This is a genomic window from Psychrobacillus sp. NPDC058041, from assembly GCF_042885655.1.
Taxonomy (GTDB): Bacteria; Bacillota; Bacilli; order Bacillales_A; family Planococcaceae; genus Psychrobacillus.
This window is the reverse complement of record NZ_JBHVRO010000007.1, coordinates 92,266-111,285: the sequence shown is the minus strand read 5'-3', so window position 1 is coordinate 111,285 and position 19,020 is coordinate 92,266. Positions and strand designations below refer to the sequence as shown.

Below are 19,020 nucleotides of genomic sequence, written 5' to 3'. Positions count from 1 at the left end.
TAAAATAGTTTTTAGGAGGAAGTATACATGACTAGATTAGAAGGTAAAGTAGCAATTATAACAGGTGCAGGTTCGGGTATGGGACGCGAAGAAGCAATTTTATTCGCAAAAGAGGGTGCAAAGGTTGTTGCAACAGACATTAATGAAGCAGCTGTTCAAGTAGTAGCGGAAGAAATTAAAGCAGCTGGCGGAGAAGCTATTTCAGTTTCTCATAATGTGACTTCTGAAGAAGATTGGAAGAAAGTTTATGAGCACACAATTAACACTTTCGGAAAATTAGATGTGCTTGTAAACAATGCGGGTATTAGTCAACGTGGTTCCATGGAAGATCTAACAATCGAGCAATGGGATACTATAATGAATATAAACGTTAAAAGTGTGTTCCTAGGAACTAAATTATCATTACCTCACTTCCGTGCTAACGGTGGAGGTTCTATCGTGAATATTTCTTCTATCGCTGGTTTAAAAGGTAGCTCAGGAGCTGGTGCTTACACTTCTTCTAAAGGAGCTGTTCGCATGTTAACGAAAGCATCAGCAGTTGACTATGGAAAAGATAATATCCGTGTAAACTCAGTTCACCCAGGATTTATTACAACTCCTATGAGTAAAGCTTATATGGAAGACGAGAAAATGAGTAAATGGTTCTTATCTCAAACTGCCCTTCCTCGTGTTGGAGAAGCTGTTGAAGTTGCAGAAGCAGTATTATTCTTAGCATCTGATGCTTCTTCTTATATTACCGGAGTAGAGCTTCCAGTTGATGGTGGAGTAACAGCGAAATAATTATATTAAGAAACCGATTCCTCAAAAAACGCTGATGTTTATCATTCAGCGTTTTTTCATTATGTTATTTAAAATTCTATAATAAATCTTAGAAGTTTTAATCACTTAGAAAATATATATTTTCCCATATCTTCTTTAATTAACTCACTTTGTTTGTTGAGGAATTGTTATTTTTCAGGCTGTCTAACAAAACATAACCAAATACAACTCCAGCTATTGATGTGAATGTTGTATTCCCTAACAGCAAATACGCTTTATGGAATAACAAATTTGTTCCGTAAAAAGCAAGAAGTGGTATCATCGCGATAAATAGAGATGGGATTCCAACTGTGATGGCCTTAATCCAATCAAATGACCATTGCTTTTTATCTTTAATTTCTATAATCAATTTAGGAAGTCGTAACAACAACCCAATAAAAATAGGAAAAATACTTGCAAATATTAAAAAAGGCATTAAATTAAATGTTATTGCCGATTTTTCCCTTAATCTCACTTGATAATTCATTCCTAGATAAAAAATAATTCCAATAACTACTGTGGAAAAGAAAATAAATAAAAATCTTTTCATTCTGACTCCTCCTCCAAACTTTTTTACTTATTTATACAATACAAAAATACCTCTTATTCAACCAATTGCAGATTAATTGAATTACAAAAACCTAACACTTTTCCAAATATTAATAATACATCTATAATTAATCTTACTACATTATTAATTAACTCCCTTTTAGGATTAGAATATTTCGCGATATAAATAAACAGTGCTGGTTCGTACTAAAATATTGTGATATTTAATACTTTGTACCAATCAACTGAATAGGTTATCCGAAAAGAGGATCGGTTTTTATTTTTTCTATTAACATGTTAAAACTTATGAAACAACTTCTTTATGAGAAATATCTCCTTCTAAAATAACTTTATATTCGTTTTCGTGTACTTCTACTACAGTAAGACTCGTATCATGAATATAAGGAGGATCCCACAGTTTCTCAATAGGAGAATTTTTAAAAATGGATATTAAGCATTTAATAACAACAGAGTGAGTAACAATTAAAACATTCCCCGAATCATGCTCACTATTAATACGGTTCAAGACCTCTCTAACCCTTTCGAGTGTATCGAAGAATGTTTCACCCCCTACTGGATTATAATTCTGTGGGGCATTCCAGAAAGAATTGAATTCTTCCGGATAATTTTCTTGTATATAAGATTGCGTTTCTCCTTCCCACACTCCCATATTTATTTCTCTTAAATTTGCGTCGTTTATAATAGGAATATTTCTATCACCAATAATTAGTTCCGCCGTCTTTTGTGTTCTAATACTAGGGCTTGAATAAACAGCATCAATTGAAGTTTTTTTAAGACTATTTCCTAAGTAAATAGCATTTTTAATTCCACTATCCGTCAACTCTGAATCTTGCCATCCTTGCATCTTCTTCTGTATATTCCACTCTGTTTCACCATGTCTTGTTATATATAGAGTTAACATATCGCACCCTCTTGTAAGTAGTTGTATATCTCTTCCCCTATCTCCGTTAGAATTCGCTTCGATAATAAGTCATCTACGTCCTTCGATAGAACAGTCGCAATTAACTTCCGTTGTCCAACGTAAAAAATGCCAACATCATGACGCGTTCCAGGAATCCATCCCGTTTTATGAGCCAGCTCCCAAGCTGTCATACCATTATTAAAATTGGAATATGGGGATGGCAACTTTTCTGGTAAGCAATCTTTTATTTGTTGCTTTTTCATGATACCTATCATTTGGTCACTAGCCTCTGCACTTACTAACTCTCCTGTTGTCATCTGTTTGAGTAACTTTGAAATATCATTTGGTGTAATTTGATTAAAACCTTTTGGATTAGGGTTATTCATCATTAATTTATTATAAAAAGTGCTCTTCTCCATTCCTATCTCTTTCATCGTGTGAACAATGTTGTCCACTCCAACAAGATCAATAAGGATATTCGTTGCTGTATTATCACTTTGAATAATCATCAGCATAATTATGTCTTTAATGGAAAGCGCCGTTCCGGGCGTCAGATGTTGAAGAACACCAGAACCACCTACTAAATCATCTTGCTTTAGAACAATTAAATCAGTTAAAGCTGTTTCTCCATGTTCAGAAGTGTTGAAAATTGTGGCCATAATAGGTACCTTAATGACACTTGCTGCGTAAAAAAGGTCTTCCCCATTCAGCTCCCATCTTTCGCCAAGATCCAAATCCTCCAAAACAATCCCCCATGTTCCCTCTGACTGTCCTATCAACTCTAGAATACGATTTACAAGTGTTTTCACATTTTATCCCCTTTTTACTATTTTTTAATTTTCATTGATTATAATCTATTATAATCAAATAGTAAGGTATATTATGAACATTAAGTAAATAACAAAAGGTGGAAGTTCCTATTCAACAGTTATTTTTATTACAACGAGTAATTGATTATATCGATAATCATATTACGGAAGAAATTGATCCAGTGAAACTGGCTACCCTTGTGGGTTATTCTCCTTATCATTTTTCTAGAATTTTTGATAAACATATCGGTTATACGATTATGGATTATGTACAAAAAAGAAAGCTTCAGTTTGCTTTATATGACTTAGTCCAAGGTAAAAAAATTATTCAAATAGCGTTAGATTATGGTTTTGAAACTCACTCTGGTTTTACAAAAGCTTTTAAAAGATGCTTCGGGAGTCCTCCAAGCTTATATAAACTGCACTGCCCAATTTCATTGCCTCAAAAATTAGATTTACTAATTCTTGAGCAAAAGAAAACCGGGGGCATTGTTATGCAACCGAAAATTGTTCATAAACAATCTTTTGAAATTGCCGGCAAAACATTCGAGAGTGACATTGAAAAGATTTCTTACACAAGAGATGCCCCTGCCTTCTGGGAACAAAGAATTCCAGCGAATGAAGCAATCGAAAGAACACTATACGACTTATTAACTCCAAGAGAGCATGGAGAATACTGTATTAATTTGAGTGATACGGATTCACGGGATAAATTCACTTATTTATTCGCAGTAAACTGCGATAAAGACGTTCGACTTCCTAATGAATTAACAAGGTTGAAAATGAAAGCTGCGACTTATGCAGTTTTTAGAACCCCTCTCGTGGAAGTGGAACAATTTGTCCCTTCTATTAAAGGAACTTGGCAATATATTTTAGAGGATTGGTTACCACTGTCCCATTACGAAGTAGATGAAACTGTTTATGACTTTGAATATTATGATGAACACTGCCACGATTGGGAATATGAAAAAATATATATGGAAATTTATTTACCGATAAAAGAAAGAATGGAGGTTTAGTATGACTCTATATCAGTTAATAAGTGACTACAAAAACATACATGCATATAAGGAAAGCTTTAATGAACTGGCTAAATTGGTATTTGGGATCGATTTTAAAACATGGTATGAAAAAGGTTATTGGAGCGAAAATTATATTTGTTATTCATACATTGATGGAGATAAAGTGATTGCAAATGCATCTATCAACAAAATGACAATTATTTCAAAAGGTAAAGATTATAAAGCCATACAAATCGGCACGGTTATGACTCATCCTGATTATCGTAATCAAGGCTTATCCGGGAAACTGATAAACCACATAATGGAAAAATATGAAAAAGAGTCCGATTTTATTTTCTTATTTGCTAATAAATCAGTTTTAAATTTCTATCCTAAATTTGGATTTGAAAAAGTACAAGAAAGTAGTTTTTCATTGAGCTTATCAGACGTTATAAAACAACCAACAAAATCAAGCACTTTACGACGTTTAAATATTGAAAGTGCAATGGATTTACAACTATTAGAAAGTTTTGCAACTGAAAGAATACCCGTATCAACTTTCCTCGGAGTGAAAAATAATGAACATCTCTTAATGTTTTATTTTATTTTGGTATTTAATGATTCTATTTATTACATCGAAGAGGAAGACGTAATTGTACTATTTAAACACGAGGATAGTCATCTTCATATTTTTGATATAGTGAGCAAAAAAAGAGTGGAAATAAATACGATTTTAAGTCATATTATTTCTACTAAAACGGAGACAATTAATTTCTATTTCACACCTGATGATAATGATAAAAACATCAATGCGGCGTTTATTACAGATAGTGATGATACATTATTCGTCCGTCCATTGATTAAAGATGTAACTGAACATTTTTTATTTCCATTAACATCACATTCTTAAATTTTTGAGATCAAACAAAGCAAGCATCAGCTCTTAATAGAGAGCTACTTAGAAAAAAAAGGATCTTTCATACTATCTTTAGATTTAATTTTTTCAAACAAAAGAGCATCGAAATCGATGCTCTTTTAACAGAATAATTAACAATATTAAAAAGAATTTTGTAAGGGTAAATTTTGTGATTTGAAAGTCTCAATAATTGACTTTTCCAAAACAGATACTGGAATTATAAATTTTAATTTTTTTCCATCCTTTAAAGTGATTTGAACACTACCATTATCATTCCATGCTGTATGAAATGACGGTTTTTCATTGACTTGAACTAATTTTATGTTGTTTATATCTACTCTAAAATTATTTCTTTTAGCTAATAAATCATCTGGATTGATTTCGATTTCTTTGTCAATCTTCGCTTCAAACATAGAACGCCTATTGGCGAGAATCTTTTTCCTAAAAAGAGAAAAAATCAGTCCTAACAAAAGATATTGTTTTTCAACCTCATTTTCTAAATAAAACTGTCCACCAATTTTTATAAAAAAAAACTGGTTTCTGTTACATAAACCTTATAGTATTTATCTGAGGTTAAGGCACTTGGTTTAATTAAATATATAGACGTTCCCATTCTATAATCTCCTATTGTTTGTTTTAATGAGTTTCATTAGAAAAAAGTCACTCTTTAGAACTTTTCATAATAATTTTATATAAGTATACAACGGGCGATAATATTATTGCACTTACAATTATTGCTACTTTTATTGTGAAGTTCGATGCTACTAATCCGATAACTGGACCACCACCAATTTGACCAATAGCATCTACTTGACCTTTTACTGAAAAGAAAGTTGCACGTATAGATGATTCCGGTATGATCTTATTTAGCCAAATATCCTCAAGCGGATACATGACTTTCCTTGTTACTTGGATAATTATATAAAAGGCTAGTAATCCAACCACATACGTAGAAAAAGCAAATCCAATTAATGAAGTGATAATAAATAAACTTCCTATAAAAAGAGACATGTAAATATGTTTCAGATTTTGATGTATTGAGCTTCGATTCATCAAATGAAGCGCTGCAAATGAAACTAACACGACTATAAATTGAATTCCACCCATTATTAATACTAATTTCTCATCTGTCAAATCCCCTATCTTCGATACATTCAATAAATGAGACATCCATAAACGGTCAAAACCTTCACTATAAAATCCTACAAATAGAGCTATTAAAAATAACATTCTCATGATAAAGCTAGCTTTAGAGTAAAAAATAATTTTGCCCATATTGCTTTTCATGTTTTCCCAAGAAGAGATTCTATCTAGCTTATTTAAAGGTTTAAAATTGTCTTCTACCATATAGATCATTAAATATATCGCTAACCCAACCATACATAGTCCACCAATAATGATTGGCAGGCTAATCATGAAATAACCTATAAAGATACTTAATGGGATAGCTATAATTTGTCCAAGGTTACCTACTTTTGCTCCTCTTATAAATGCTAACGAAGCACGTTCTTCTCCTATTTCATCTGCTATCCAAGCTTGCTGAGATCCACTTGTAAACGTATATCCTATCCCCCATGCAACCTGAGCCAATAGTACAGGTATAAAGTAGGGAAATAATCCCTCTACTAAAAAGCCAAATCCGATTAGTAGATAACCAATCATTATGGAAAACTTACGGCTTTTCAAATCTGAAACTACTCCGGTAGGAATTTCAAAAAGGAACACCGATAGCTCCAAAACAGTCCCAACTAATACAAGTTGTAGCGGATCTAACTTTACAGTTTGCACTTGATATAACAAGTTTACTGTAAATATAATCGTAAAAAATAATTGTGATAAAAAGCATGTAGAAATATAAACTCGATATGGATCTTTTGTCTTTAATATTTTCATTTCGTTACCCCCTGAACTGATTATAAAGAGAGGGTTAACCGACTTCTTGTCCAAATTTGCGATAATTAAGAAAAACCGGGCTAAAAGTCACCCGGTCCTTTCAAGAAGAGTAGCATATGAATGTCGTTCTTTCCGCTATGGCGGACGCTTTTCGCGGGCATGGCATCAGTCTCCTAGGCCAACAGGATGTTGGTCATGAAGGCGTTGCCTCAGGGAAGAGGCGCCTTTAGTCTTTCTTCCCTCTACTGCGTTCCTGCGGGGCATTCCACTTATGCTATTCGCGCAGAAGTCATCGCCTATGCTCCAAACATCTAGTATGTATGGGACGATTTATAATTGCTTAGTAAGATAGATGACATTTAAATCCTATGAACATTAGTTAGAGAACTACATTCTATCCTCCTAGCGATAGCTAGGCTAAATCTTCTTGTTAGGAACTACTCACTTAATGGATTGTAGTGAAAGGTGGCGACTCCAGCGGGATGAGTGAGACAGATGAGGCATCACAACGAACGCGTAGCTGCGGTGATGGCTCATCGCTCACTCCGCGGAACGCGTCCACCTGAAACGGAAATCCGCGGTATAAATTAGCTCTATAAAGTACTATAAACACTGGTTTCGCAGGACGATAATCCATATGCCTTCTTATCTTTTAAAAAATAACCTGTAAAATAGATACTTGAAAAAAGTCTACTTTACAGGGTTATTTAGATAACAAGTATTCACTTTAGTTCCTCTTCGACCTACTATGAAAACGAAAATCCCTTACCCATAATGGGAGTCTTATAGATAAACTCAAGATGAGTGTGATTAATACGAGTAAAGCAGATGTTTTTTGAGCAATATCTGATGCATCCTCCACAAGTGCTTCTGATTGTACATACCACAAGTGCACAGGCAAAGTTCCTCCTTGCGACATGAAATTCCAATCCCACATCTCTCCGGATGTACCAGTACCCCCTACTAAAAGTATTAATGCGGATTCACCAAATGCCCTACATGCAGCAAGACTCACTCCACTAATAATTCCATTTAAAGCAGCAGGGATTACTATTTTTACAATGGTTTGTGCTTTAGTCGCTCCTACTGCATACGAAGCTTCTCTCAAATCATTATGTACAGTCTGAATTGCTTCCTCTGTAACTCGAGTGATCACAGGTAAATTTAATAGTGAAAGAGTAATACCTGCACCAATAATAGTTAGCCCAATATTGAATATATCAACAAATAACACATAACCAAATAAACCAATTACAATCGAAGGAACTGATGCCAAACTCTCCACACAAGTCCGAATAAATTCTGTAAATCTATTGTTTGGTGCATATTCAGATAAATACACTCCTGATCCAATGCCAATTGGAATCGAAATTAGTAGGGAGATTATTAGCACATAGATAGAATTAAGTAAAAAAGGGCCAATACCTCCACCCGCATCAATTTCACTAGGTAGACCAACTAAAAAATCAAAAGAAATCTTAGGTAATCCCTTTGATAAAATATATATAAGTAACCCAAAAATGAGCACTAAAATCAGGGTTGTAATAATCCATAAACCTATCGTGAACATTTTATTCGTTGTTTTTTTCATTTGTTTATATAACTTGTTAGATGAATTCTCCGTCATTTTCATGCTCCTTTTACACGAAGCTTTCTAATAATAATTATTAGTAAGTTTGAAATGAGTAGTAATAAGAATGCCATCATATATAATGCATGATTCCAAGTTGAATCGAACTCTACATCAATAATTTGATTCACTATATTACTTGTTAAAACTGCAGTTGGGGTCAATAAATCCGATGGTAGTTGAGGAGTGTTACCTATAACCATAACAACTGCCATCGTTTCCCCAATTGAACGTGCCATTCCTAAAATAACAGCTGTGAATAATCCAGGTGCAGCGGAAGGTAGAATCACTTTAAGGATGGTTTGCATTCTTGTACTCCCTAGCGCATAACTCGCTTCTCTTAAATCTGCCGGGACAGAAGAAATTGCATCATCACTAATTCTAGAAATAGTGGGTAATACCATGATATTTAATACAATAGCTGCAGCAAGTAGACCGTCCCCCATAGTAGATCCTGTTATATTTCTTAAAAAAGGGATAAGTACTGTTAATCCTAAGTATCCGTAAACAATAGAAGGAATACCAACTAATAGGTCTAGAACTGGACGCAATATTCTCTTCAACCATTTAGGAGCTATTTCGGCAGTAAAGATTGCAACCCCAATAGAAATTGGTGCTGCAAACAATAAAGTTAAACCTGTTAAAGCAAGGGTTCCTAATATAAAGATGGCTGCACCAAATTTATCATCATACGGTTCCCACGTTGTAGAGAAAAAGAACTCCTGAATAGAAACGTCTTTAAATACTAACAATCCAGTACGACCTACAAAAATGATAATGGATAACAATGTTAATCCTAAAATTAGTACACTAAATAAACAAAAAAGCTTAAATAGTCGATTTTGAAAATAGGTACTCTTTGTAATTTTTTTTTCATATCTACTTGTTAACAAGTGCTCTATTTTACCCATAGAATCCTCCAAATACCAACATAATGCCAGCCTATTAAACGGCTGGCATTTTAATTTACTGAAGAACTTACTTCATTTTATCAATTGGGATAAACTTTAGTTTTGTTAAAGAACCATTTTGAAATTTACCACTTTGAATGTACTTAATAAACTCAGCATCAGCGCCTTTTGGATCGCCTTTTGTTACTAAGTAACCATAGCTCCAAACTTTATACGTTCCTTTAATAACGTTCTCAGTAGTAGCTGCTACACCATTGAAATCAACTGCTTTAATATTCCCTTTTACATAAGCAAAGTCTACGTAACCAAGTGCATTTGGATTAGTGTCAACAGCAGTAACCATTTCTCCACTTTTTCCAACCTCTTTATAATTATCACCTTTTGTCATAAAAGCTGCCCCAGCTAAAGCTTTCATTTGATAATTCACGCGTGTACCAGAACCATGTTTGCGGTTTACAACAACTATTTCAGCGTCGTTTCCGCCAACTTCTTTCCAGTTTGTAATTTTTCCAGAGTAAATATCTTGCAATTGCTTTGTTGTTAAATTTTTAACAGGATTCGCTTTATTAACAATAGTAGCGAATGGAATCGCAGCTACTTTGTGCGCTTTCAAATCTGTAAAAGCTTTAAATCCAGGAACTTCTTTTGTAGCATCCCAATCGACAGCGCCTATTGTTGCGGCACCTTTTGATACAGATTGCGGTCCTGCGATTGAAGAAGAACCAGAAACTGCTATAGAGACATTAGGGTTAATTTTTTTAAATTCTTTCGCAGCTTGTTGCGTTAAAGGTAGTAATGCCGTCGATCCAGCTACAACAATCTTTCCTGATGTTGCTGCAGAAGCAATACCACTAAATGCAAAACCTACAGCCACTACTAATGACAAAGCTAATATTGCTACACGTTTCATAATATTCATTGATTATTTACCCCTTTTCCTATTTCGTTAATGTTTCCATTAATCCATTTTTAAATAAAACTAATTTTTCACCTATTGTTCCTGGTGTCGTTGCAACGATGGATTTTCCATCATTAGAAACAGAGAAAGATGTTAATTCTAATTTTGTTTGTGCAATATTTTTTAACTTTTTGCTGACAGCGTCCCATTCATAAATAACCGAGTATCCATTACTTTCTTTCACCAAGATCATTAATTCTCCTTTAGTAGTTACAAAAAGATCTTTAATATCTTTGCTTGGAATTAGGGTCGAAACAACATTTTCCGGGCTTATTGTTTTTACTTCTGGAAGTTTATCACTTTCAGCTTCTGCACTTACATACACAATATTCCCATTCGCTAAAAACCCTGGGAAAACTTTGTTATCTTTTGTAGTAGTAACTGACATAGCTTTTGGTTCAGCATCTTCTAAGTTAATAACGTAAATTTGTTGTTCCGTGTCCGTTAGATCGATACTAATTACTTCTGGATTATCACCATCTGAATTTTTTGTTGCACCATCTTTACCTACTAAATAAAGAAGCTTTTTATTATCCATTGACAAACGAAGATCTGTTTTGTAGTTTACTTTATCATCAACAATTTTCTTAATAGAACCGTCTACTACATTTATAAAAGACACTGCCTCACTGCTTGAACCTTGTATGAAATAAACTTTTTGTCCATCTTGAGACCAAACAAATTCCAATTTTACAGAATCATCTTTTAAGTTCAGTTCGTTAACTTTCTTAGTTACTAAATCCACTAAATAAACAAAACCGTTTTCATCTGAATATATAGCTTGTTTACCATTAGGAGAAACTACTAATTCTGTTGCATTTATTGTGAATAATTCTTTTTTATTAGAAGTATTGAAAAGTAATGAGCGACTTTCTGTTTCTGTTTCATTTGTTACTAGAACAGAATTATTGTCAATCCATTGAGGATTGAATGTATCTCCACTTACTAACCCCGCAGTAGAAACAAAGAAACCATTTTGTTGTTTAAGTAGATCTCCACCGAATGCTGATATCAAATCGGTAAGTTCTGCATACACAACATTTTTAACTAATATAGGATTTTCTTTTAAATTTACGGATTTATTATTTACTACCATCGCTTTGTTTGATAATTTCAATTTGATCGTTTTACCTTTTTTCGTTACTATTACTTCGTTATTATTTACCGTTGTAGAAGCAGAGAATAATTTTGCAATATCTTGTACCGAATATAATTGTTTTCCATTAACATTAAGTGCTTTTATCTTTTTATCATTTCCGTCCACTGTTAATGATTTTTCCGTCATATTAAAAGTCCCTGAAACAGATACTAAAAGGCTTTTATCAATTAGTACATCACCGCCAAGTGTTTTTATGAAAGAATCTGCTTCCACAAATAAGGTTTTACCTTCTAATTTAGTAGGGGTGCTTAATTTGATGTTTTTACCATTCACTACTACATTTGCAGAATTTACTTTGTAGTCCATTTTTTTGATTTGTTTACCAGTACCCTTTGATACTTCATAAGTTTTTGTTTTGCTATTGTATTTCACTGTAGCAACCATTATTTGAGATAACTGATCAAGTGAATATAGCTTTTTCTTGTTTAATTGTGTTACAGAAATTACTTTTTCCTGGCCGTTTACAACAATTGTTTCTTTTTGAGCATTTTGCTGCTGTTGTATAGTTGCTGCACTTACATGGTTGACTGCTAAAGGAGTTAATACACTTCCCGATAATACGGCAGTAGCCATAACTAAACTTGAAATTTTACGCTTCATTTTCTCTTCCCCCATTTAGTTGCTTTCTTTTATTAGCAAAACTTACCTTTACAAGAAACTCCCCTCTCTGTTTCCTATTAAGTTTCTAATTAGAATTTTATTCCTGAATTATTAAAATAGTTTGATGCTTTTGTAAATTAATTGTGTGCTTTTTGTAAAGAATTGTTTTGAGAGATACCAATTGTTTATCCTAAATGAGAAATGTACAGGCGTCCTTCATGTCCTGACGAATTCTAAAAGGGAGATTTTTTACACTAAATGGCACTTCGAGACCAAACGTGTTGTACCCGAGACCAATTTACTCAAAAACGAGACCAATTCCGCACGACTCAAGACCAATTCATCCGTAACCGAGACCAATTAAAGGGTAGGAGTACGAGACCCCTGCGAGGGAAGCTGCTTGATGTCTTGACCGGTTTGCAAGCTCCCACCTGCAGCAGAAATCCAGCTTTTCCTGGCATAAAAGTCTACAAAAAAAACGTGGTGAGCTCTATTGAACTCACCACGCTGTTATTTTTATTATAGATCTTGATAATCCCTTTGATATTTCCCGCCATCTTTTACTTCCGAGTGATATAAAGCTTTTAATGCAAAACTTTTTTCTAAGTCATGCTCTTTCATTACTTCTTTTAATCTTTTGGAAAGTTCAGGACTATACTTCACTAGTTCTTCCATTTTAGATTTTGAATACTGCATAATTGGTTACCTCCCCTAAGCTAAATTTGTCTTTATAGTATAACACTATAGGAAAATACCAGTGCAATTCTTCTGATATTACGACGTAGCAGGAATGATGGCCGAAATGGTAGGCGTATTATTTATGCTGGTATTCTTGCTTCAACCTTATGACGGTAGGTTGTGGAAAACGTTTAAACAGCTGAAACTTAGAATAGCTGAACGTGCAGGATAAAACATGTAGTACTTCTATCCACAACTAAATCGTTTGCTATAATAGAAACAATAGTTAGAGCGAACAGAGGTGCCTTAGTGTATAAAACAATTGGAATTCTTGCACATGTAGATGCCGGAAAAACTACCTTTTCCGAGCAGCTTCTTTATCATACAAAGTCGATTAGGCAAAGAGGTCGTGTCGATCATCAAGACTCCTTCCTCGATAGTCATTCGATAGAAAAAAATAGAGGCATTACTATTTTTGCTGACCAAGGAATATTTACTTATAACGATTCCATCTATTATATTATCGATACTCCTGGTCACGTCGATTTCTCTCCAGAGATGGAGCGAGCAATTCAAGTGATGGACTATGCCATTATCATTATTAGTGCAGTAGATGGCGTCGAAGGTCACACAGAAACTGTTTGGCAGCTACTTCGCAAACACCAAGTGCCAACTTTTTTCTTTATCAATAAAACCGATTATGAAGGAACAGATACTGAGAGCATTCTAGCTGAAATACGTGCTAATTTATCAGACGATGTATGTGATTTAACTAATTCTTTTAACGACGAGTTCATTGAATTTATTGCAGAACGTGATGAAGAACTTTTAGAAAAGTATATGGACACTGGATACGATCAAGAATTATGGTTACAGACATTTAAACGAATGATTCATGAAAATAAAATTTTTGCATGTGCAAAGGGATCTGCCTTAAAGGATATCGGTATCCTTGATTTTTTAGATAACCTCCATATGTTGACGGAGACGTCGTACAATCCAGACAATGATTTTGCTGCACAAGTGTATAAGATTCGCCATGATGAAAGTGGAAATCGAGTCACTTTTCTTAAATTATTGAGCGGGAAGCTAAAAGTTCGCGATGAAGTGAAGTATGGAGAACTAGCAGAAAAAATTACACAAATCCGAGTGTATAACGGGAATAAGTATAAACCTGTCGATCAAGCCATTGCAGGTGAACTAGTTGCTGTAACTGGGCTTACCGCTGCCTCAATCGGTGATGGAATTGGAGTTAACAATAACAAGGCAGCATACGATATGATTCCAACTTTAAAATCAAAAGTAATCTCTGATGCGTCTATCCACATCAAAGAGGTATTGAGTTGTTTTAAACTTTTAGATGCGGAGGATCCTTCTTTACGTGTTTATTGGGATGAACATTTTCAAGAAATCCATGTACATGTGATGGGTGTGATTCAACTTGAAGTACTTGAACAAATTGTTCTAGAGCGTTTTCATTTTCACGTATCTTTTGGAGAACCTAGAATTCTTTATAAGGAAACAATCGATTCCTCTGTAAAAGGTTATGGTCACTTTGAACCGCTAAAACATTATGCAGAAGTACATCTTTTAATCGAACCAGCGAAACGTGGTAGCGGGATTTCATTTGAAAATGTATGCCATGCGAATGATTTATCAATTGGCAATCAAAACTTAGTCCGACATCATTTGTTAGAGCGAGACCATCATGGGTTACTAACAGGTTCTGCGCTAACCGATGTAAAAGTTACGCTACTTACTGGTCGTGGACATAACGAACATACATCTGGTGGAGACTTTAGAGAAGCAACTTACAGAGCTTTAAGACAAGGCTTAGAAAAAGCTCAAAACGTCTTACTAGAACCATTTTATGACTACAAAATTAAAGTAGATATGGATCTTATTGGACGAGTTTTATCTGATATTCAACAAGCTCACGGAACCTTTGAATCACCAGAAAATATGGGGGATAAAGTAATTGTCAAAGGACGAGTACCTGTTGCAACATTTATGAATTATAGTACAGTTTTTGCTTCTTTCACACACGGAAAAGGAACTCTAAGTTTACTATTTGGGGGATATGACCGATGTCATAACATAGAAGAGATTATTGAAAAAATTGGCTATAATAAAGAAGCTGACCCTGAATATACATCGACTTCTATATTTTGCGCAAAAGGAAAAGGTTATAAAGTTCCATGGGATGAAGCGGAGGAAGCAATGCATTGTCTTTAGACTGATGGGAAACACTTTCATTCAGTCTAGAATATATTTCAAATCTAAGGAGGAATTGCTAATGATTGCAACGATTCAAAAAGAGGATGAAATCTACACCGCACATTACGAACGGCATTTTCACCATTCTGTAGAGAAGGTTTGGTCGATGCTGACTGATAACGAGCTACTACAACAATGGTTCACGGAACTTCAAGTTGTTGATTTACGAAAAGATGGCTTGATCAAGTTTGATATGCAAGATGGAACTTTCATTGACATGAAGATTCTAGATTTTGAACCTATGCAAGTATTAGCTTTTGAATGGGGTAAAGATAGTGTAAGATTTGAATTATCTCCTGTTTCTGATGGATGTCGTCTCGTTTTTATTGAAACTCTCTCATCCTTTACAGAACATACAATAAAAGATCTTGCTGGATGGCATGTATGTCTAGAAGTGATTGAAACATTATTAGATGGACGAACAATGGCCTCTAGAGAAGATACATGGAAAGTTTGGTATGTGAAATATAAGGAGCTTCTCAAAACATTCCTATAAGAAAAGCGCAAGCGTCCTTTAAGTGCATCCTGTCCTCACCAATTCCAGAGTGCTTTGGACAAAACATCCACTACACTATTACCGTTAGAGTAATGGATCGTGAAGTGACTGCGTCATTTCACGATCCATTTTTTCGGTCATCTTGTGGCGAATGTTTGTCCGTCGTCCTCTTGTAATTTGTAGATACAAGGTGCATTAGGTTTGGATAATGAGAGAAGTAATCCTTTCCTATACTTTTAAAAGCGGACGAAGATACAATTTCGTCCGCGACTTCGCTACTTTATTAATCGATACTTCCTATTTTTCTCTAATTCTCAATGAAATTTAAATGCTATGATCATTAGTTTGAGAACTACTTGTTATGTACTACTCACTTAATGGATTGTAGTGAAAGGTGGCGACTCCGGCGGGATGAGTGAGACAGATGAGCAATCACAACGACGCGAATGCGGCGGTGATGGCTCATCGCTCACCCCGCGGAACGCGTCCACCTGAAACGGAAATCCGCGGTATTATTAATTCTTTAAAGTACTATGAACACTGGTTTCGTACGATAATGCATATACTTTCATTAAATAATAGACACCCTACAGTGACCGTCTACTGTAGGGTGTCTTAATTTATTCATAACGAAATATCATAAATCGTTCATTGCTATTTTGGTCATATAATTCTGGCACTTTCACTTCTTTTAACAACTCAAAAGCAGTATTTAACTCAAGAAACTGAATATAATCTGAAGTAGGATAATACAGGATAATATCAACTGAACGTGGATGACTTTCAACAGATAGAATAATGTTACTTATAACCTTTTGAAAGATTTGAATGGAAAATGGATTGAAAAAATAAAAACGATTTTCTCTATAATCCACTTCATACTCCTGTGCAAGGATACGTTCAAATTGAATGGAAGCTCTTGAATGCTTTGCTCGCTCCAAATATTTTATTAAGTTTTCCATCGCCTCTTGATATAGTTGACCACTCATTTCAACCCCTGTTACGGATACATGAAAATGATGATGAATATAAAATGGGAATCTACCTTTGCCGCTACCGAAATCAACAAATTTATCATTCGAATTACATGCATAATCATCAAAAAGTGCTTTTAAAGCTATATAAGGGGTTGCTTCGTAACGATTATAATGAGCAGACTGGTGCTGCCATTCTCTAATTCCCTCTGTTTTAACACGAAGAAAACGATCCTGATCTTGTTCTTTCATAGCGCCTCCTTCTAATCATTAAACACTCAAATGAAAAACAAAAACAAGAACATAACCTAGGATGGATAAAAATACAGAACCAATGAGACCAGCTACAAAAGGCTTCACACCTAACCTTCTAAATGTTTTGATGTCTATATTTAATCCTAATCCCGCCATTGCCATAGCAATAAGCAGATAAGCTATTAAGACTAGAAAACTTGCAAATGATTCTGGGAAAATTCCAATTGTATGAATACCACTCATCACGAGAAATCCAATAATGAACCAAGGAATACTAGACATCGAAAACTTACTTTTCTCTCCGTTCTTTTCCCCTCTTTGCATGATAAATCCTATTACTAAAGCAATTGGCACTAACAACGCAACACGTGTAAGCTTTACAATAACAGCTAAATCTACCGCTTCACTTCCGCCTGGAGCTGCTGCTGCAATTACATGAGCAATTTCGTGAAGGGTTCCTCCAGCAAAAACTCCGTATCCTTTAGCAGTTAAATTTAAGATAGGATAAATAAAAGTATATACTAACGTAAACAACGTACCAAGTATAGCAATTGTAGCAACTCCTATGGCCGTTTCATCATCGTTTGCTTTTATTTGTGGTGCAATTGCTACTACTGCTGCCGCTCCACAAATAGCTGTACCGCAAGCTGTTAAAATACCTAGTTTCTTTTCTACACCGAACATACGGGTCAAGCCATACACAGCGAAAATGGCAAAAAGGATATTAATAAGTGAAATAAAAAAAACACTTAACCCAGCATCATAAATATCTGCTAAATTCAATCTCATACCTAATAATATAATTCCTAGGCGTAATAATTTCTTACTTGAAAATGTTACCCCTTGTTGAAGTTGTGCCGGCACACCGATTGTCGCACTCCAAATCATTCCTAAAATAATGGCAATTACTAATTGCCCCATTATTGCTAGAAATGGAATTCCAGCTAATACTTTTGCCAACAAAGCGATGATTAAAGTAATCCCAATTCCGTAAAAGAAATGTATATCTTTTTTCATCTTATTACCCGCCTCCTCCATTTGTAAGTTCACTATACGTCTACTTTAATTATTAGTAAAATACATATATATAATGGTTATTATTAATATTATTAATAAAGGGTGTGAAGAGATGTACTATGATGCATTAAAAACTTTTGTGACACTTGTAGAAGTAAAAAACTTTACAAAGGCTGCAACAATCCTCCATATTTCTCAACCTAGCGTTAGTGTTCATGTTAAAAATCTAGAAGCGGAATTTCAAACAGAACTATTCATAAGGTCCCCCAAGCTATTAAAGATTACTCCTTCAGGAGAAATCTTATATGAACGTGCTAAACAAATACTTTCTATGTACGAGCAAACACAAAAGGATATACTAGAACATCAACATGAAATAAGAGGAAAGTTAATCATTGGTGCTAGTTTTACAATAGGAGAATACATTCTTCCATCTTTAATTATCGAGCTGCATGAAAAGCATCCAAATCTTGAACTTGAGATATTCATCGGGAATACGGATGACATTGTTCAATCTGTTCGATTATTTAAAGTTGATATTGGTTTAATAGAAGGCCAAACAAATGATAAGGAACTGCAAGTAAAAGCTTTCATGGAAGATGAACTATTTATCGTTAGCTCTTCTCATCACCCTCTAGCTTCCAAAAAGTCGCTTACTATCGATGATCTTCAAAATCAAACGTGGTTTATGAGGGAGGAAGGCTCTGGAACACGAGAATACTTAAACCATGTGATACGTTCCAACGGATTGAAGGCAGAATCCATAGCCACAATTAATAGCAATCAAGGAATTAAAGAACTAGTAACCCTTAGCGAGAAAGGTCTGTCTCTTTTATCAATTCATACAATTTATAAAGAAGTTAAACAACAACATTTGGCTATTCTCCCCCTTAACGATCTACATTTTAAACGGATGTTTTCATATGTATGCGCTCCAATCATGGAAACGAAAAGACATGTTTTAGCATTTAAAGAAGTCCTAATGAATAAAGATTAAGAAAAACTAAAGCGCCTTTTAAGAGCGTTTTGTTCTTCACTATTTCCTAAGTGCTTTGGACGAAACATTTGCTACACTATTACCAATCCACTAGTAGACAAGCCACAGATGAAGAAACTCACAGCAAGAAGCCAAAACTCTATTTAACTTCTCACGCAAACGTTTTACATGTGTATCTAC

Annotated in this window: 18 protein-coding genes; 6 read left to right on the top strand and 12 right to left on the bottom strand. The window is 34.5% G+C overall.

What is annotated here, in order from left to right:
* The first annotated feature begins 27 nt into the window (after positions 1-27).
* The gene (locus ACFVR1_RS12625) at positions 28-780 is read left to right on the top strand and encodes an SDR family NAD(P)-dependent oxidoreductase (protein ID WP_387584467.1); all 753 of its coding nucleotides are present in this window, start codon (positions 28-30) and stop codon (positions 778-780) included.
* Between the two features lie 139 nt (positions 781-919).
* Here the strand turns inward: ACFVR1_RS12625 and ACFVR1_RS12620 are convergent, their stop codons facing one another.
* From ACFVR1_RS12620 to ACFVR1_RS12610, 3 genes are all read right to left on the bottom strand, one after another.
* Positions 920-1,348 (bottom strand): hypothetical protein, encoded by a 429-nt coding sequence (locus ACFVR1_RS12620; RefSeq protein WP_387584465.1) that lies wholly within the window; start codon positions 1,346-1,348, stop codon positions 920-922.
* A gap of 303 nt (positions 1,349-1,651) precedes the next feature.
* The gene (locus ACFVR1_RS12615) at positions 1,652-2,269 is read right to left on the bottom strand and encodes a histidine phosphatase family protein (RefSeq protein ID WP_387584464.1); all 618 of its coding nucleotides are present in this window, start codon (positions 2,267-2,269) and stop codon (positions 1,652-1,654) included.
* Positions 2,263-3,078, bottom strand: a complete 816-nt coding sequence (locus ACFVR1_RS12610; protein WP_387584462.1) for a serine hydrolase — start codon at positions 3,076-3,078, stop codon at positions 2,263-2,265. The genes ACFVR1_RS12615 and ACFVR1_RS12610 overlap by 7 nt, the downstream gene beginning before the upstream one ends.
* Positions 3,079-3,176: 98 nt before the next feature.
* Between ACFVR1_RS12610 and ACFVR1_RS12605 the strand changes: the two genes are divergently transcribed.
* Both ACFVR1_RS12605 and ACFVR1_RS12600 read left to right on the top strand, forming a co-directional pair.
* Positions 3,177-4,097 (top strand): AraC family transcriptional regulator, encoded by a 921-nt coding sequence (locus ACFVR1_RS12605; RefSeq protein WP_387584460.1) that lies wholly within the window; start codon positions 3,177-3,179, stop codon positions 4,095-4,097.
* A 1-nt stretch (position 4,098) separates the two neighbouring features.
* Positions 4,099-4,989: a GNAT family N-acetyltransferase gene (locus ACFVR1_RS12600; protein WP_387584458.1), complete on the top strand. Its 891-nt coding sequence runs from the start codon at positions 4,099-4,101 to the stop codon at positions 4,987-4,989.
* Positions 4,990-5,135: 146 nt separating this feature from the next.
* Here ACFVR1_RS12600 and ACFVR1_RS12595 read toward each other — a convergent pair whose 3' ends face one another.
* The 7 genes from ACFVR1_RS12595 to ACFVR1_RS12565 all read right to left on the bottom strand — a co-directional run bounded on the left by ACFVR1_RS12595 (position 5,136) and on the right by ACFVR1_RS12565 (position 12,842).
* The gene (locus ACFVR1_RS12595) at positions 5,136-5,408 is read right to left on the bottom strand and encodes a hypothetical protein (RefSeq protein WP_387584456.1); all 273 of its coding nucleotides are present in this window, start codon (positions 5,406-5,408) and stop codon (positions 5,136-5,138) included.
* Between the two features lie 247 nt (positions 5,409-5,655).
* Positions 5,656-6,888: an MFS transporter gene (locus tag ACFVR1_RS12590; protein WP_387584455.1), complete on the bottom strand. Its 1,233-nt coding sequence runs from the start codon at positions 6,886-6,888 to the stop codon at positions 5,656-5,658.
* 727 nt (positions 6,889-7,615) lie between these two features.
* A complete protein-coding gene (gene pstA, locus ACFVR1_RS12585) occupies positions 7,616-8,515 on the bottom strand; it encodes a phosphate ABC transporter permease PstA (RefSeq protein ID WP_387584453.1) in 900 nt (299 codons plus the stop codon).
* A gap of 2 nt (positions 8,516-8,517) precedes the next feature.
* Complete coding sequence (gene pstC, locus ACFVR1_RS12580) at positions 8,518-9,429, bottom strand: phosphate ABC transporter permease subunit PstC (protein ID WP_387584452.1); 912 nt, start codon at positions 9,427-9,429, stop codon at positions 8,518-8,520.
* Between the two features lie 67 nt (positions 9,430-9,496).
* Positions 9,497-10,348 (bottom strand): phosphate ABC transporter substrate-binding protein, encoded by an 852-nt coding sequence (locus ACFVR1_RS12575; protein ID WP_387584450.1) that lies wholly within the window; start codon positions 10,346-10,348, stop codon positions 9,497-9,499.
* Positions 10,349-10,367: 19 nt separating this feature from the next.
* Complete coding sequence (locus ACFVR1_RS12570; RefSeq protein WP_387584448.1) at positions 10,368-12,146, bottom strand: stalk domain-containing protein; 1,779 nt, start codon at positions 12,144-12,146, stop codon at positions 10,368-10,370.
* A 519-nt stretch (positions 12,147-12,665) separates the two neighbouring features.
* Positions 12,666-12,842 carry a hypothetical protein gene (locus ACFVR1_RS12565; RefSeq protein WP_090567581.1) on the bottom strand — a complete coding sequence of 59 codons (177 nt, stop codon included), beginning with the start codon at positions 12,840-12,842 and terminating at the stop codon, positions 12,666-12,668.
* A 291-nt stretch (positions 12,843-13,133) separates the two neighbouring features.
* Here ACFVR1_RS12565 and ACFVR1_RS12560 point away from each other — a divergent pair, with 291 nt between their 5' ends.
* Both ACFVR1_RS12560 and ACFVR1_RS12555 read left to right on the top strand, forming a co-directional pair.
* Positions 13,134-15,059, top strand: coding sequence for a GTP-binding protein (locus ACFVR1_RS12560; RefSeq protein ID WP_387584446.1), 1,926 nt, complete (start codon positions 13,134-13,136; stop codon positions 15,057-15,059).
* Between the two features lie 61 nt (positions 15,060-15,120).
* On the top strand, positions 15,121-15,597 hold the full coding sequence (locus ACFVR1_RS12555) for an SRPBCC family protein (protein ID WP_387584444.1): 477 nt from the start codon (positions 15,121-15,123) through the stop codon (positions 15,595-15,597).
* A gap of 620 nt (positions 15,598-16,217) precedes the next feature.
* Here ACFVR1_RS12555 and ACFVR1_RS12550 read toward each other — a convergent pair.
* Together ACFVR1_RS12550 and ACFVR1_RS12545 are read right to left on the bottom strand one after the other, a co-directional pair.
* Positions 16,218-16,823 carry a class I SAM-dependent methyltransferase gene (locus tag ACFVR1_RS12550; protein ID WP_387584443.1) on the bottom strand — a complete coding sequence of 202 codons (606 nt, stop codon included), beginning with the start codon at positions 16,821-16,823 and terminating at the stop codon, positions 16,218-16,220.
* Positions 16,824-16,841: 18 nt separating this feature from the next.
* The gene (locus tag ACFVR1_RS12545) at positions 16,842-17,864 is read right to left on the bottom strand and encodes a YeiH family protein (RefSeq protein WP_387584649.1); all 1,023 of its coding nucleotides are present in this window, start codon (positions 17,862-17,864) and stop codon (positions 16,842-16,844) included.
* A 91-nt stretch (positions 17,865-17,955) separates the two neighbouring features.
* Between ACFVR1_RS12545 and ACFVR1_RS12540 the strand changes: the two genes are divergently transcribed.
* Positions 17,956-18,840, top strand: a complete 885-nt coding sequence (locus ACFVR1_RS12540; RefSeq protein WP_387584441.1) for a LysR family transcriptional regulator — start codon at positions 17,956-17,958, stop codon at positions 18,838-18,840.
* Positions 18,841-19,020: the final 180 nt, after the last annotated feature.

Excerpts from the sequence above, each read along its gene's own strand:
- ACFVR1_RS12625 (WP_387584467.1), top strand. The coding sequence starts at position 28 with ATGACTAGATTAGAAGGTAAAGTAGCAATTATAACAGGTGCAGGTTCG.
- ACFVR1_RS12620 (WP_387584465.1), bottom strand. The coding sequence starts at position 1,348 with ATGAAAAGATTTTTATTTATTTTCTTTTCCACAGTAGTTATTGGAATT.
- ACFVR1_RS12615 (WP_387584464.1), bottom strand. The coding sequence starts at position 2,269 with ATGTTAACTCTATATATAACAAGACATGGTGAAACAGAGTGGAATATA.
- ACFVR1_RS12600 (WP_387584458.1), top strand. The coding sequence starts at position 4,099 with ATGACTCTATATCAGTTAATAAGTGACTACAAAAACATACATGCATAT.
- ACFVR1_RS12595 (WP_387584456.1), bottom strand. The coding sequence starts at position 5,408 with ATGTTTGAAGCGAAGATTGACAAAGAAATCGAAATCAATCCAGATGAT.
- ACFVR1_RS12590 (WP_387584455.1), bottom strand. The coding sequence starts at position 6,888 with ATGAAAATATTAAAGACAAAAGATCCATATCGAGTTTATATTTCTACA.
- pstA (WP_387584453.1), bottom strand. The coding sequence starts at position 8,515 with ATGACGGAGAATTCATCTAACAAGTTATATAAACAAATGAAAAAAACA.
- pstC (WP_387584452.1), bottom strand. The coding sequence starts at position 9,429 with ATGGGTAAAATAGAGCACTTGTTAACAAGTAGATATGAAAAAAAAATT.
- ACFVR1_RS12575 (WP_387584450.1), bottom strand. The coding sequence starts at position 10,348 with ATGAATATTATGAAACGTGTAGCAATATTAGCTTTGTCATTAGTAGTG.
- ACFVR1_RS12570 (WP_387584448.1), bottom strand. The coding sequence starts at position 12,146 with ATGAAGCGTAAAATTTCAAGTTTAGTTATGGCTACTGCCGTATTATCG.
- ACFVR1_RS12565 (WP_090567581.1), bottom strand. The coding sequence starts at position 12,842 with ATGCAGTATTCAAAATCTAAAATGGAAGAACTAGTGAAGTATAGTCCT.
- ACFVR1_RS12555 (WP_387584444.1), top strand. The coding sequence starts at position 15,121 with ATGATTGCAACGATTCAAAAAGAGGATGAAATCTACACCGCACATTAC.
- ACFVR1_RS12550 (WP_387584443.1), bottom strand. The coding sequence starts at position 16,823 with ATGAAAGAACAAGATCAGGATCGTTTTCTTCGTGTTAAAACAGAGGGA.
- ACFVR1_RS12545 (WP_387584649.1), bottom strand. The coding sequence starts at position 17,864 with ATGGAGGAGGCGGGTAATAAGATGAAAAAAGATATACATTTCTTTTAC.
- ACFVR1_RS12540 (WP_387584441.1), top strand. The coding sequence starts at position 17,956 with ATGTACTATGATGCATTAAAAACTTTTGTGACACTTGTAGAAGTAAAA.